This is a genomic window from Schleiferilactobacillus perolens DSM 12744, from assembly GCF_001435585.1.
Lineage (GTDB): Bacteria > Bacillota > Bacilli > Lactobacillales > Lactobacillaceae > Schleiferilactobacillus > Schleiferilactobacillus perolens.
Map to the genome: position 1 here is coordinate 25,852 of NZ_AZEC01000021.1, position 13,785 is coordinate 39,636.

Consider the following 13,785-nt stretch of genomic DNA (forward strand, 5'->3'; position numbering starts at 1 on the left):
CTTAGTCGATCTTCTAACTGAATGATACCAGTAATTTAGCCAAGTGTCTTGCTTTACACTTCGTTTGCTGTATAATCACACTCATAAACAGTTAGACAAACGGCTAACAATTGGAGGGGTTATTATGGCAATGATTAGCGTCAACCATTTACAGCGCGATTTTGTTCAGCGTCACTCCCGGACTTGGCATCGGCATCCGACCGTGGTGCACGCAGTCCGGGATTTAAGCTTTCAAGTACAAGCGGGAGAAATCTTTGGCTTGTTGGGCCAAAATGGAGCCGGTAAGACGACTACAATTAAAACATTGACGACATTATTGCTGCCGACTGGCGGCCAGGCCACGGTCGCCGGGCTGGACGTGGCCCGGGATTATAAAGCAATTCGCCAGCAGATCAACTTTATCTTTGGCGGTGAACTAGGTCTGTACCGCCGCCTTTCCGCCCGGGACAATCTGATCTATTTTGGCAGCCTATACAAATTACCGCCGACCACCCTCGTGCAACGCGCCGACACACTCCTGGCCCAGGTCGGACTGAGTGCAGAGGCGGATCATTTGGTGGAGACTTTCTCCAAAGGGATGACGCAGAAGCTGCAAATTGCCCGCGGGTTGATCAATATCCCCAAGGTTCTATTTATGGACGAACCGACGATTGGCCTGGATGCCATTTCTGTCCAGAATCTGCACCAGATCATTTTGCAGGCGAAAAAGAGCGGCACCACGATTGTATTGACGACCCATTATCTGCCCGAGGCCGAGCTGTTGTGTGATCACCTCATCGTGATTGATCATGGCCAGGAAGTCGCTAGTGGAACGGTGGCCGATGTGATCGCTCAGGGTCAAAAAATCGCGCCCAAAGCTCAGATTGCGTCGCTGGAAGAGGCATATATTACGCTGATCGAAAGGAGTGCCGCTCATGTTTAACGTGTTGTGGGGCACCATTAAAATCCAGATGAAAAACTCATGGGCCCGACCGATGTTTCGGTTCACCCTGATTGCCAGTCCCATGCTGAATACGGTGCTGATTTATGAAATGTTCCGGCACTCTGGCCAAAGTGATGCGGCCAGTTACATCATTCTGGGTTCTGGCTTGATGGGTTTATGGAGCAGTATTTGCTTTTCTTCCATCGGCGATATCGCCCGGGATCGGTACATGGGAGTGCTGCCGTTTCTTTTTACCAGTCCGAGTAATTACAATGTGCTGATTGTGGCGAAGACGATTGGCAATACCCTGTTGGCGAGTCTGACATTGGTGGTGTCTTGGCTGACAGCGGGGCTGCTATTTCGGCTGACGCTGGTGGTCCCGCATCCGATCGTGTTCCTCGGTGCCTTGGTGGTGACGATTATTGGGTTTGTGGCGATTTCCATTCCCATCAGCTACTTGATGCTGCTGTCGCGCAAAACTGGCCTGTACATGAATGTCCTGGATATTCCGGTCACGCTGCTGTGCGGCTTTGTCTTTCCACTGAATGTGCTGCCCCAGTGGACCCAGCCGATTAGTCAGGCGCTGGTACCCACTTGGTCCACGCGGCTGCTGCATCTGGCTTTGCAACCGACGATTGACTGGGTTGCGTTACGCACCACTATGACTTGGAACGCTGGCTTGATTCTGCTTTACGGTGGGTTGACCGTCGTGTTTTGGCACGCCATCCAATTACGGGTCCGACGGAATGCGACTTTGGAGGTGAGTGAATAATGCGGATATTACGTTATTTCTGGACCCAGGCGTGGTTGAACTTCAAGAGTCTGAACGCCATTTTCAATCCTGAGGAGTTTATCCTTCTTGATCTCGGTTATCCGATCATCTCGATGACCTTTTACGTGCTGCTGGCCGCCTATAGTTTCAATCCCGCTTCGCTGACCCATTGGGTGGTGGGCAACGCCTTTCTGCTATGCATCAACGTCTGCATTTTTACCATGGGCCAGTCGATCAACGCCGAACGCGCCCAGGGCCGGTTGCGGACGGTGGTGACGGCACCGACCAGTGACTTGCAGTTTCTGTTGGCAAAAGGGTTCTTCCCCATTTTGATGGAATTTGTGACTGTTCTAGTCGGTTTCGTCATCGGCGGCTGGATTTTCCATATTGATCTCAGTCAGATCGCCTGGGTGCCGCTAATTGGCTGCATTCTTGCCGGGATGGCGAGTGCCACAGCGTTTGGGTTGTTTCTGGCGACATTCAGCTTGGTGACGGATAGCATGCATTTTATACTGAACTTCGTAGCGACGGGATTGTTTATCCTCACAGGGGCCAACTTTCCGGTGACCCAACTGCCGCTTTTCTGGCGCGGTGTGAGCCAAGTGCTACCGTTGACCCACAGTATTCAGGCCGCCAGCCAGGTGACGGCCGGTCGGACGAGTGGGGTGCTGGGCAATGTGCTGTGGGAATTGGGATTGACCGTGGTGTATTTTGCCCTGGCGACGGTGGCGATTAAGTTCTGTGAACGTTATGCGCGTAAGCATGCGACGTTGGAGATGTTCTGAGAAAGATGCTGAAACTTGAAGGCACCGAACATTGTATTGTATCGTTAGCAACGATTAGGAATCACAACTCGGTAATATCAACCCCAAATGAAATAATTAAGAATTCGTTAAGTAGATTGTTTGAAATTTGATTTTGCACAATCAAACATTTAGAATGTGCTTGATTTAAAAAAGCGATTACATCTACGGGGTTTGAGAAAGGGGAATTGCACCATGAAGAATTGGAATTTGAAAGTTTCAACGGGTTTATTGGCGTCCGCAATGGTGTTGTCAGTGGCGGCTCCTTCAGTATCGTATGCTGCATCAACTAACGGCTTTTCCACTACGCCTCCTTCAGGGGAAACGGGGACTGATTATAGCAATATGACACCTGAACAGATTGCTGCTTTTCTGAATCAACCATTTGGGGAATACAAGTTATCCGCAGACCAGATTAATATGGCCGTATCGATTAAAGATTCAATTGCAGAGGGTATGAATAACGGGAGCATTGTCCTTGCTGATCAGTCATATACTGATGCATTTGAAACAAAGCTGAACATTGAAACTCGTGGTAAAGGTACGATGGCAGTGAAGGCAGCAGTTGCTGTTATTAAAGCGACACTTAAACGTATCGGTAAATCAGCATGGGATGGGATGGTTAAAAAAATTGAGACAGCAACTGCGACACAACTTGTTTACTTCCATTGGCAAGCAATCAATAAGACTCTTCAAACTCTTACCAACTTTGAAGGGCACATTGAGGATGCAATTATCCACTTTCTGACACAACACGGGATGAATGCATGGCTAGCCGGGGTAGTAACTCGTCTTGCAATTACTCTCTTACTGTAAGATTGAAAATATAGAGGATCTGAGCACATGGTAAAGAAGTTAGTAGCGTTATTGTTTTGGATGACAATTGTGATTCTGTGTTTAGTAGTTCCGGTAAGCTATCCGTTTTCTAAATGGTCCGTTCCATTTTGGATTAAGGACTTTCTGGAAAGATTCCTAAGTCTTTTCACGTTAATTGCAATTGTAATATTTGTGATACTCTTCAAAAGATTACTCCACAATCCCAAGGAATAGTGCTTATCTTTAGCGTCACGTACTCAGTTCATTATGCGTTTGTGGGTAGTATCAAACGTGGACCCAGATAGCGCATAATCTTTCAGATTCTCAAAAACAGAGGAGTTAAGTCTCATTTCCATTCAGAAAAACGAAGTCCGGTCGATGAATCCGAAAACGGGCTTCGCTTTTTATATGTATGGTAAAAAGGACGCACGGATTTCTTTTAAGAATTCGCATCGAGTCACTACAGAACTGGTTGACCATATGGAGGATAGCATTGAAAATTGTTTTGCTAGATGGTTTTGCGCTGAATCAAGACCTGGATTGGACAACACTCAAGAAACTTGGTGAGTGTACCTTATACGATCGCACCCCCGCAGCCGATGAGGCAGAAATTCTGCGGCGAATTGGTGATGCCAAGGTGGTGCTGACGCATAAAACACCGCTCACTGCGTCGGTCATCCAACAAGCCCCGCAACTCAAGTACATCGGCATCATGGGGACTGGCTACGATATGGTGGATGTGGCGGCCGCCCGAACAGCAGGCGTCACCGTCACCAACATTCCCACATACGGAACGGAAGCAGTAGCACAATTCACGTTCGCGTTATTGTTAGAGATCACCAGTCAAGTGGATCTGCACAACCAGTTAGTGCATGCCGGTCGTTGGGTCAAGGGGCCAGATTTCACTTTTTGGGCGAAGCCGTTGATTGAGCTGCACGGGAAGGTAATGGGTTTGGTGGGTTATGGTCACATCGCTCAGCGGGTGGCGGAGATCGCCCATGCGTTTGGCATGCGGGTGATTTTCTATAACCATCGGCCGAAAACTGATTTGCCGGAGTGGGTTCAGCAAGTTGATTTTGATACGCTCTTACACCGGGCGGATGTGATCAGCCTACATGTCCTGCAAAAACCTGAAACGATTGGATTGATCGATGCTGCCGCCATTCATAAAATGAAGGATGGTGTCATTTTTTTAAACACTGCCAGAGGTAAACTGATCAACGAAGCAGATCTCGCCGCCGCCCTTAATCGTGGTAAAATTTACGCCGCGGGGCTGGATGTGGTCAGCCAGGAACCTATTCGGGCCGATAACCCGCTGCTCACGGCTAAAAATTGCCTGCTCACGCCGCATATTGCCTGGGCACCGCGAGAGACCCGCCAGCGGTTGTTGGACATCACTGTCAGTAATCTCACTGCGTTTTTGGCCGGGCATACGCAGAATGTGGTCACTGATTGATGGCAGATGTTTTACATGACATCATGTTTTTGCGCGTTTGTTTCAGACACTTTTATACACGGCACCAATAAAAAATTACGCATTTCTGATAAACAACAATTTCCATCGAAATAATGCCAAGATCGCGATGCCCTTATTGATTTGCGCATTGGCTTGGCAGAGCGCTTTGGTCTATCCATGCGATATTATGTTGTTAGTAGATTGAACATGCGCAAGAATCACTCAAGTGCTTTTAATTGCTGTTAGGTTCCGTTTGTGCTACGATTCACTTGTAAAAATAATAGCGGTTTCGGGGAGCTGAAAATCGCTAGAAAAAAGATAAATGTAATACGGTGATTGTCGGTGAATCTTTCATCGTGGTTACCACGAGAAGGGAGAGTTATGAATGTTTTAAAAGAAAAGGGAAAAATCCTATCAGTGATCTTTGCACTTGTGTTAGCATTCGGAATCATTGCACCGTCTGTATCCTATGCCTTTGCTACCGACGGGTTCTCAACAGAACCCGTATCGTCTAACCAAAGTAATACCGACCCTTTGGCAGGTTCAGAAAACTGGACTCCCGAACAAATTGCTGAGTTCCTCAAAAACAATAATACCCAACCAACCACAACTCAGACCAGTTCTGCTCTTGAAGCCAAAGCTGAACCCTATATTACGGTGAAGAATAATCAATACGTTATCTTGGATGGTGCCAAATCCGTATTAACCACAAGCGAATATTCGATCGTTTCAAATGTAGTTAAAAAATCGAACACCGACGTTATTGCCGGGAACTTGTTGATTAATCCTGAAAACAAGGTTGCCGCTCCACTGTTAACATTACGTTCTTTTCAAGAAATTGAGTATACTTCGGGATGGAACTATCAGCGACTAATTTTTCGGTCAGATCGAGCGATCAATACTGCCATTTCCTTCTTCAAATTTATTTCCCATGGATATAGTGTAGAAGCGGCATACGCTGCGGCTATTGTAACAATTGGTGGAACCTATGGTGCTCCTTACCAGGTTCTGCTTATCGCCACAGCTGCTTTTGCTGAAACATTTATTTTAGCCCAGGTCACGGCGTCAATGGCTGGAACACTACAGTGGGCTCAAGATCATTGGCCCAACAATTACATTGCCTTTGACGTCAACAAGATCACGCATATGTGGCAGGCATACAAGCTTTAAAAAGCTGTGGTTGAGGAAGTGTGACTCATGGCATTGATGGAAATAGCGCTCATGTTTCTGGCGTTCGCGTTAATTTGGATAGCGCATAAGCGTGGTATTTATTTTCTGATTCTCAGGCTTTGTGTCTTCAGTATTGCGATGCTCATTTGTCTCGCTCTGTTCCTATCTTTTTCGAGTGACAACGTGTGGAGATTCAGTACTTGGCTGGCGTTCATTTTAATAACGATGGCTGGAATCACACACATTGTGCTTAACGAGAAAAATAATCCTAATTGACTTTCCCTGATGACCTTGTTCACTTTCTTAACAATTCACCTCGACAACTGTTTCAATAGTTGTCGAGGCGTTTTTTTAGTGCTATTTCAATTTTCCCAAATTTATTCGATCCGATTCTATACTTAACACGATGGGCCTCGGTCTTGGTCACTTCGTCGGCCGGGTGGATGGCATGCCTTATCTGCAATTCATTACGTTGGGACTGATTGACGGGACAGCGATGAACGCCGCCACCAATGAAAGAACCGTCAATGCGTACATTCAGATGTACTTGGATAAGACGTATTACGAAATGAGTACAAGTCCAGTCAGTTTGCCGGATATTATTGCGAGCGAAGCGATCTGGGCAGGGATGCGTAGTGTTTTCTTCGGCACTCTGTTTATGGGCATTGCCATGCTGCTTGGTGTTTTTAGCAGTCCGGCCGCATTGCTTAACCCGCTGGTTCTGTTGATACTGGGAACGCTGTTTGGCTTTCTAGGACTTACTTTCACTCTTCTGGCGCCCACCCGGGACTATTTGAACTATTACACCATGTTGTTGGTGGAGCCGATGTTTATGTTCTCCAACACCTTTTTCCCCATCGGTCATGTCGCTCCCTGGTTGCAGAGAGTGGCTTGGTTTTCATCGCTGACCCATGCTGTGGCGTTGATTCGTGGTTTTGCAGTGGGTAATTGAGCAGGAATGGCCGGTCACCTGATTTGGCTCTTGGTGGCTTTGTTGCTCATTGCGTTTGTACCAATTCAACTTGTCCAGAAGAAGTTGATTTATTGAACTGAGATGTTCAGTATTCTGTTAGAACGCTCACTTGAATGGGGTATGATGACGCAAGTTTGAGGATTAAATTCACGGTTGTGGGCGTTGAACAACATTCATAAAAACAGCGAGTGCAATTCGTTGACGCCACAAATATGAAGGGCTTACAATGTGTTTGATTTTCAATGGATGTTTTACTGGAAGGTTGGATGTAACGGTGTCTGCAAAGCGATACGCCAAGTTCTTACTTGTGAGTCGTCGCAGGAGGGGATAGCAATGTTGTTGTCTGGATTGACACTATTACTAGATGTATTAGCTGCTGCCGCAGTCGTTGATTTAATTTTTCGTTTTAGTCGTTATACGAAAACGCCAAAGGAATCTCGAAAAGAAATTCGTCTGCGTGATTTTGTTTACTTCGCCACGATTCTAATTGCCGTCTTCGTTTTCCTCCCAGTGACATCACCACCATTTGATGCCATGTATTTTGCAATTTTGCCAGTGCGCGTCATTTTTGGCGGATGGATCATTGTGCTGTTAACTGCAGCGTACTTCTACTTGCGGCACATGACCACTAAACGGCACAAGGGTTCGCTGTGAACCACAGAGCCCAATCTTAGAGTGAAAAAATACCGTCATCGCAATCTAACGGATGACGGTATTTTTGATGCAATTAAATCTCAGAGCTGGATTACGCCAACAGCTTTTCCAATGCCTGAGTCGCGACACGAGACACGTTGATGCCGCGTTCCTTGGCTTCTTCTTTAAGATACTCAGGCACCGTAATACTCATTCGCACGGTTTTCATTTTTAGTGCCAATGCTTTCTCACGATACCATTGCGTCATGTTGACTGGCACGTAGACGATGGTTTCGTTCTTCTTCAATATCCATTGCCCTGGATCTTGAACGCTTGGATACTTTTCACCATCCAGCATTGTCGCAATGGCATCGATGGCTTCTGTCACTGCTTGTTGGCGCGTCGTGCCTTCGGTGACCATACCGGGAATATTCGGGCTGGTCACCACAAAATAATGACCATCTTCATCATGATGTTCCGCAAAAACTGTGGGATAAATCAAAATTTCATCATGCATCAAGATACCTTCTTCCATTGCCGTTTAGGGACATAGCCAATTTGTTTGAAAATTTCCTCCTGTGTGCCTTTTCGAATTTCTTTCGAATGGAAATTGATCTCGGTTGTTCGTCCATCTGGGTGTTGATAACGCCGATGGCTCCCTTTTCCCTTACCTTTAACTAAACTAAAGCCTTGAGAAAGTACAATTTTTTCAAGCTTTTGGGGCTTCATCGGCATATGAGTAACTCCTCTCAAACACAATTATACGCATCTTTATATGCATAGACAAGTCGAAAAGACTGCACCCATTCGACAACTCAAGCCCCGCCGTTGTAGGATAACCATATCCGTTCCACGGGGAAAGAAGTTTGATTTTTACATAATGAACAATGTCAAAAAAACACGGCAGCAAACGATGCCGAAAAATGCCATGTTTGTGATTGTGGTGGTGGCGTTGATGTCCTTCATCGGAGTATTGACCGAGACATCGATGAACGTCACTTTTCCCACGCTGATGCGGCAGTTTAATGTGCCCATGTCGACGATCCAGTGGGTGACGTCCGGCTACTTGCTCACAGCGGCGCTGGTGATGTTAACATCGGCCTTCATGAAGCGCCGGTTCACGAACCGGACGCTGTTTATCTGGGCCGCAGTGCTATTCATTATCGGCGATATCCTATGCGGTTTGGCCACCACCTTTTGGGTGATGCTTCTGGGTCGGCTGATTCAAGCGGGGTGTGTGGGTTTGTGTACACCGCTGATGGTGAACATCATTTTGGACGTGGTACCCCTGCATAAGTTAGGGACCTATATGGGCATGGCCAATCTGATTATTTTGGTGGCGCCCGCGCTCGGCCCGACATTTGGCGGGGCTGTGGTGGCTTTTTCCAATTGGCGGATGATCTTTTGGATCACGCTGCCGCTTACCTTGATCCTGTTATTCATTGGTCAGGGTAAAATTGAGCAGTATACGCCGACATCCCATTATGAATTTGATTGGTTGCGCTTCGCCTTGCTGGGCGTGGGGTTAGTTAGTTTGATCGTGGGATTAAACACGCTGGGCGGGGGCCATGGATGGTGGCAATGCGGCCTGTATCTTTTAGTTACAGCCATCATGCTGGTCCTTTTTGGCGTGGTGTCGCAGCACAGTCAGCGGGCACTTTTTTCCTTATCCGTTTTTCGCGACCCGGCCTTTCTGTACAGCTTCTTACCCTACGTTTTTCTGCAGTTTGCCAATGTGGGGATCAATTTCCTGTTGCCTAACTATGTCCAGGAAGTGAATGGGGCCACATCGTTTGTGGGCGGGCTGATTTTACTGCCGGGCAGTCTCTTTAATGGTTTTGGTCAGCCTGTGTATGGCTGGATGCTGGATCATTTCGGCGGCAAGCTGCCCCTTTATCTGGGGGACATTTTATTCACCCTGGGCTTGATCGGGTTCACCATTGGCGGCGCCAGTCTCGGTATCATCGGCGTGACTGTCATGTACCTAATCTTTGCCATTGGCCGTTCCATGGCCTTTGGCAACAGTGTGGCGTATGGGTTGAAAAAGATCGACAAATCTCTGCGCAACGATGCCAACGCGCTCTATAACACCGGGCAGCAAGTCTCCGGCGCCATTGGGACGACCGTCTTAGCGCTGATGATGTCGGCGGTGACGGTCCCGCATAATACCCATGCGCAAAATGTGGCGGCGGGCAGTCAGTTGGCTTTTGGGTTGTTGGTCTTGTTAGGGTTGATTAACTTGTTCCTGTTTTATCGCCTATTACATGTGGATGCGGCTAAAGCGCACGGGGCGCAGCCTGTGCACTTGTGGGCCAAAGTACATGCCTATCTAAAATGAGTTGACATAAAAACGGCAGCGCTCCTTTTGATTGGAGTGCTGCCGTTTTAGTGTGGTTACTTCAGTTTAGCAACCAACTTTGGTGAATGATTCGGTCGAGTATCGCGATTAGTAAAAGCGACCCTAACGGCAGAATCAAATTGATCTTGTCCCATCCCGATATGGGACGGTGGTTCTTTCTCGACTCATACAAAAAATCAATGGCGAAATAAACTTGGATAAAAACCAAGAACCAAAATCCCCAGTTTGACTTTGCCCAGCGAGTCGATGGTTCTTGGTTGTAGAAGCTAGTTATCGAAAATGCGATCAGCATTAAGACCATGAGCTTAGATTGTGTCGAAAACTGGTGTAAGAATTTTCGCATTGCTGAACACCTCGGTGTCTGACGAAGAGCGGCTCACTCACGTTAAACATATTGTATCAGGACCAGAACTGTAAGCGCGAGTAAACGGCTCACCCGATTTTTTTACTTTTGAGTTAGCATTACAATGTGGCTTTTTAACTCAGAAAATTTATTCAGCGGATACGCACCTGTCTTGTTGAAGTTGCCCCTTTGACCGATGTACAGCGATGCCAGCGCTTTGTATAATGCTCATAATCAGTGCGCGGCATGGGTGAATGACAATGCTAAAGCAGCGAGTTAGATGCATTGACAAGTCAATCAATTGAGAAAGGTGAACACGAATGAAACTGGATATGGACAGCATGACGAAGTGGCAAGGGATATTACAAAAAATGGGACCGCGGTTGACCGCGACAGATAACCACAATCGATTTATACAATTTGTAAAGGACCAAATTACAGATCTTGGTTTTCCAATAAAGCGATTTCCCTTTACGATCAACCGCTGTATTCAAGATACATATCAGTTGCAAAATGATGTGACAGGAGAATCGATCCCTACGCTTGGGCCAGTGCCATACTCAGGCATCACGACTTCCCGTGGGGTAAGTGGACCGCTTAGATTTTATCACGCCAAAAACGATTCAAAAATGAAAGGAAAAATTACCGTGATTAAGGTTAACAACCTATCGTTACCGACTTTCCTTTTGCTTCAAAAAATTGCTAAATATCCCAACGATGCCCGTTTAGCCTATAAAATGAGACATCCGCTGGTTGCTGCAACGCTGGTTTTAAATAAGATACAGGCCGCTAAAGACAATGGTGCAGTTGCCGTGATTCTAGTATGGCATAAAATCAGTGCGGAGCTTGCGAAAGACGAGGTGCTTCCTTTCACCAATGGGTATCTTGGCATTCCCGGTATTTGGGTCCATGAACAGCAAGCGAGTGTTCTAAAAAAGATTAGTCAGCAAAAGACGACTGTGCGATTAACCATGCCTGGCAGTTATCAAACCAATATACCAACAGAGTCATTTGCAGTCATTATTCAGGGACGCCAAGCGGATCGGCAAATTTTTATCAACACCCATACTGATGGGCCCAACGATATCGAAGAAAACGGATCGATTGCTCTATTAACTATTTTGAAGGCCATCAAAGACTATCATTTGCAATTTGAAAACACGCTGGTATTCGGATTTACCAGCGGCCATTTTCAAATACCGCAAAGCGGAATTTTGGGCAGACAGGCCACTTCCAGACTACTACGGGACTTCGAGGCGGATGCGGCCAGTCAAAACATATCAATCAAGAAAGTGCTGGGGTTAACTGTTGAGCATCTTGGCGGTGCAGAGTATGTGGATGATGCTAAGCAGGGAACGTTGAAATTAAAGAGTCCCTATGATCCGATGTATATCTACGCGTCGAACAAAAACAATCAGGACTTGGTTAAAAACTGTCAGCACGCGGTTAAACCCCATGGTCAATATTTCACGCTCAAACCGCGAAAATCGTCTTATTTTGGTGAGGGGCAGCCATTATTTCAAGATGGCTGGCCAACGATTTCGTTTATCGGCATGCCTTTGGCGTTATGCCAGTATCCATCAGCCAAAACGGAACCGAATATTGAGCAGATGTATACGCAAACTAATTTGATATTTCGAATTCTGAGTGCGGCTGACAAACAGCTTTAAACTAGTTTCGAAGTTGGATGAAATCACGGAAAAAAGAAAAGGCACAATTCTCGTATTATCAGAATTGTGCCTTTTGAGTTGGGCAAAAAGTTATTTAGGATAAACCAAATCGTTAGGACGCACTGCTTGATAAAGCTGATAGGCGCCATCCAAATTTTTAACCTGAAAGCCGTGCTGGCGGAGTATGCGTTCTGCAATGTAAGCCCGTTGGCCGCTGCGGCAACTGACGATGTAGGTTTGTTTTGGATCTAACTCATTCAGCCGATCCCGCAGATCATTAAGGGGAATGTTCACAGAATGGGGAAAATGTCCTTCGGCGATCTCATCGGGGTCACGCACATCTAATAAGATAGCGCCATTTTTCAAGGCATCCGGTAACTGATACCACTGAATATGCGTGCTCAAACCCTCTGTAATGTTTAAGGCCGCATACCCCAGCATATTGACGGGATCTTTCGCAGAACCAAAGGGCGGGGCATAAGTGAGTTCCAGTTCCGGCAAGTCGGCGACGGTCAGGTGGCCCTTGATGGCTGTCGCCAACACATCGATCCGTTTATCGACACCATCAACGCCCACCCCTTGGGCACCATAAATCTCACCGGTATGCGGATTGAAGATCAATTTCAGATTAATGGGTGTGGCTTCTGGATAGTAGGCGGCGTGATTTTTACCCAGGACATGGATGACTGCTACATCCAATCCGGCCTGGCGTGCCGCCCGCTCGCTAAGCCCGGTGGAGGCGGCGGCTAAATCGAAGACCCGGACAATGGCAGTACCGATGCTGCCGCGATTCCTTTGGGGCAAGCCGGCAATAACATCCGCCACCTGGCGGCCTTGCCGGTTGGCAGGCGAAGCAAGAGGAATCAAGGCGGGCTGACCGGTGATTTGCTGCGTAACGACGATGGCGTCGCCCACCGCATAGATATTCGGCTGACTGGTTTGATAGTGGTCATCCACGACGATGCCACCACGCAGGCCCAGCTTAATACCGGCGGCACCGGCCACATCCGTATTGGGCCGCACGCCCACGGACAGGATGGTGAGATCAGTGGATAAAGTCGTCCCGTCGCTCAGTTGGGCGGTATGGCCGTCATCCTGTAAAGTCGTTACCGATTGGCCAGTGATGACCCGGACATTGTGCGCTTGTAGTTCTTGTTGGACAAAAGCCGCCATTTCCTCATCCAGCGGCGGTAAAACATGGGGTGTTTGTTCGACGATGGTGACCGCCAGTCCGCGCCGGCGCAGATTTTCAGCGACTTCCAACCCAATGAAACCCGCACCGATGATTAACGCCTGCTTGGGTTGAACTTGGTGCAGAGTAAGCATGATTCTATCGAGATCAGGAATACTTCGGAGGACAAATGCATTGGCGGCATCAGCCAGACCGTGAATATCCGGCACCAACGGCTTGGCACCAGGGGCCAAAATGAGCTTATCGTAGGATTCCGTAAAAGATCGGCCACCGCTGGTCGTGCCACTCACGGTTTGGGTGACCGGATCAATCTTGGTCACCGTATGTTCCGGCCGCACGTCGAGATTGAACCGCGCCTGCAACTCCGCTGGGGATTCTACGATCAAATCGTCGCGATTACCAATTTCACCAGAAATATAATAAGGCAGACCGCAATTAGCAAAAGAAACGTAGGGCCCCTTTTCCAGCACCACAATTTGTGCCTGCTCATCCAGCCGCCGCAACCGCGTCGCCGCCGACATCCCACCAGCGACACCACCCACAATAACCACTTTCACACCAATCACCCTCCGCTTTCGTTTTCTTTATCATACCGTATCTGGAATTAAATACAGTGGGACTGAACTTTGAATTTCGGATTCCCATAAATATAGTGCCAAGTGCGGAGCAATCGGAG

At 47.5% G+C, this 13,785-nt stretch carries 13 protein-coding genes; 10 read left to right on the plus strand and 3 right to left on the minus strand.

The features are described 5' to 3' along the window. The first annotated feature begins 124 nt into the window (after positions 1–124). The 8 genes from FD09_RS14350 (at position 125) to FD09_RS14395 (ending at position 7,566) form a co-directional block, all read left to right on the plus strand. Positions 125–922, plus strand: coding sequence for an ABC transporter ATP-binding protein (locus FD09_RS14350; RefSeq protein ID WP_057822385.1), 798 nt, complete (start codon positions 125–127; stop codon positions 920–922). Further along, positions 915–1,694, plus strand: a complete 780-nt coding sequence (locus FD09_RS14355; protein WP_057822386.1) for an ABC transporter permease — start codon at positions 915–917, stop codon at positions 1,692–1,694. Before FD09_RS14350 ends, FD09_RS14355 begins: the two co-directional genes overlap by 8 nt. Next, a complete protein-coding gene (locus tag FD09_RS14360; RefSeq protein ID WP_057822387.1) occupies positions 1,694–2,479 on the plus strand; it encodes an ABC transporter permease in 786 nt (261 codons plus the stop codon). The genes FD09_RS14355 and FD09_RS14360 overlap by 1 nt, the downstream gene beginning before the upstream one ends. A 213-nt stretch (positions 2,480–2,692) precedes the next feature. Then, positions 2,693–3,313, plus strand: a complete 621-nt coding sequence (locus FD09_RS14365; RefSeq protein ID WP_157053854.1) for a hypothetical protein — start codon at positions 2,693–2,695, stop codon at positions 3,311–3,313. 493 nt (positions 3,314–3,806) lie between these two features. Next, a complete protein-coding gene (locus FD09_RS14375) occupies positions 3,807–4,769 on the plus strand; it encodes a D-2-hydroxyacid dehydrogenase (protein WP_057822390.1) in 963 nt (320 codons plus the stop codon). Between the two features lie 381 nt (positions 4,770–5,150). Beyond that, entirely contained in the window at positions 5,151–5,939 is a 789-nt protein-coding gene (locus tag FD09_RS14380) for a hypothetical protein (RefSeq protein ID WP_057822391.1), read from the plus strand. Between the two features lie 406 nt (positions 5,940–6,345). After that, positions 6,346–6,891, plus strand: a complete 546-nt coding sequence (locus FD09_RS14390) for an ABC transporter permease (RefSeq protein ID WP_235812311.1) — start codon at positions 6,346–6,348, stop codon at positions 6,889–6,891. Between the two features lie 354 nt (positions 6,892–7,245). Continuing rightward, positions 7,246–7,566 (plus strand): hypothetical protein, encoded by a 321-nt coding sequence (locus tag FD09_RS14395; protein ID WP_057822393.1) that lies wholly within the window; start codon positions 7,246–7,248, stop codon positions 7,564–7,566. Positions 7,567–7,657: 91 nt separating this feature from the next. On the opposite strand, the gene FD09_RS14400 is transcribed toward FD09_RS14395, so the two are convergent. Both FD09_RS14400 and FD09_RS14405 read right to left on the minus strand, forming a co-directional pair. Next, positions 7,658–8,062 (minus strand): type II toxin-antitoxin system HicB family antitoxin, encoded by a 405-nt coding sequence (locus FD09_RS14400; RefSeq protein WP_057822394.1) that lies wholly within the window; start codon positions 8,060–8,062, stop codon positions 7,658–7,660. Beyond that, on the minus strand, positions 8,062–8,280 hold the full coding sequence (locus tag FD09_RS14405) for a type II toxin-antitoxin system HicA family toxin (protein WP_083487986.1): 219 nt from the start codon (positions 8,278–8,280) through the stop codon (positions 8,062–8,064). The genes FD09_RS14400 and FD09_RS14405 overlap by 1 nt, the downstream gene beginning before the upstream one ends. Before the next feature lie 145 nt (positions 8,281–8,425). Between FD09_RS14405 and FD09_RS14410 the strand changes: the two genes are divergently transcribed. Both FD09_RS14410 and FD09_RS14420 read left to right on the plus strand, forming a co-directional pair. Further along, positions 8,426–9,883 (plus strand): MFS transporter, encoded by a 1,458-nt coding sequence (locus FD09_RS14410; RefSeq protein WP_057822395.1) that lies wholly within the window; start codon positions 8,426–8,428, stop codon positions 9,881–9,883. A 993-nt stretch (positions 9,884–10,876) separates the two neighbouring features. Beyond that, positions 10,877–11,917, plus strand: a complete 1,041-nt coding sequence (locus FD09_RS14420) for a hypothetical protein (protein ID WP_235812312.1) — start codon at positions 10,877–10,879, stop codon at positions 11,915–11,917. Positions 11,918–12,007: 90 nt separating this feature from the next. Here FD09_RS14420 and FD09_RS14425 read toward each other — a convergent pair whose 3' ends face one another. Continuing rightward, positions 12,008–13,666 carry an FAD-dependent oxidoreductase gene (locus FD09_RS14425; RefSeq protein WP_083487988.1) on the minus strand — a complete coding sequence of 553 codons (1,659 nt, stop codon included), beginning with the start codon at positions 13,664–13,666 and terminating at the stop codon, positions 12,008–12,010. Positions 13,667–13,785: the final 119 nt, after the last annotated feature.

Bases quoted from the DNA above. Each gene is read 5' to 3' on its own strand.
- FD09_RS14355 (WP_057822386.1), top strand. From the start codon at position 915: ATGTTTAACGTGTTGTGGGGCACCATTAAAATCCAGATGAAAAACTCA.
- FD09_RS14350 (WP_057822385.1), top strand. From the start codon at position 125: ATGGCAATGATTAGCGTCAACCATTTACAGCGCGATTTTGTTCAGCGT.
- FD09_RS14405 (WP_083487986.1), bottom strand. From the start codon at position 8,280: ATGCCGATGAAGCCCCAAAAGCTTGAAAAAATTGTACTTTCTCAAGGC.
- FD09_RS14400 (WP_057822394.1), bottom strand. From the start codon at position 8,062: ATGCATGATGAAATTTTGATTTATCCCACAGTTTTTGCGGAACATCAT.
- FD09_RS14410 (WP_057822395.1), top strand. From the start codon at position 8,426: ATGAACAATGTCAAAAAAACACGGCAGCAAACGATGCCGAAAAATGCC.
- FD09_RS14365 (WP_157053854.1), top strand. From the start codon at position 2,693: ATGAAGAATTGGAATTTGAAAGTTTCAACGGGTTTATTGGCGTCCGCA.
- FD09_RS14390 (WP_235812311.1), top strand. From the start codon at position 6,346: ATGGGCCTCGGTCTTGGTCACTTCGTCGGCCGGGTGGATGGCATGCCT.
- FD09_RS14360 (WP_057822387.1), top strand. From the start codon at position 1,694: ATGCGGATATTACGTTATTTCTGGACCCAGGCGTGGTTGAACTTCAAG.
- FD09_RS14395 (WP_057822393.1), top strand. From the start codon at position 7,246: ATGTTGTTGTCTGGATTGACACTATTACTAGATGTATTAGCTGCTGCC.
- FD09_RS14380 (WP_057822391.1), top strand. From the start codon at position 5,151: ATGAATGTTTTAAAAGAAAAGGGAAAAATCCTATCAGTGATCTTTGCA.
- FD09_RS14420 (WP_235812312.1), top strand. From the start codon at position 10,877: ATGAAAGGAAAAATTACCGTGATTAAGGTTAACAACCTATCGTTACCG.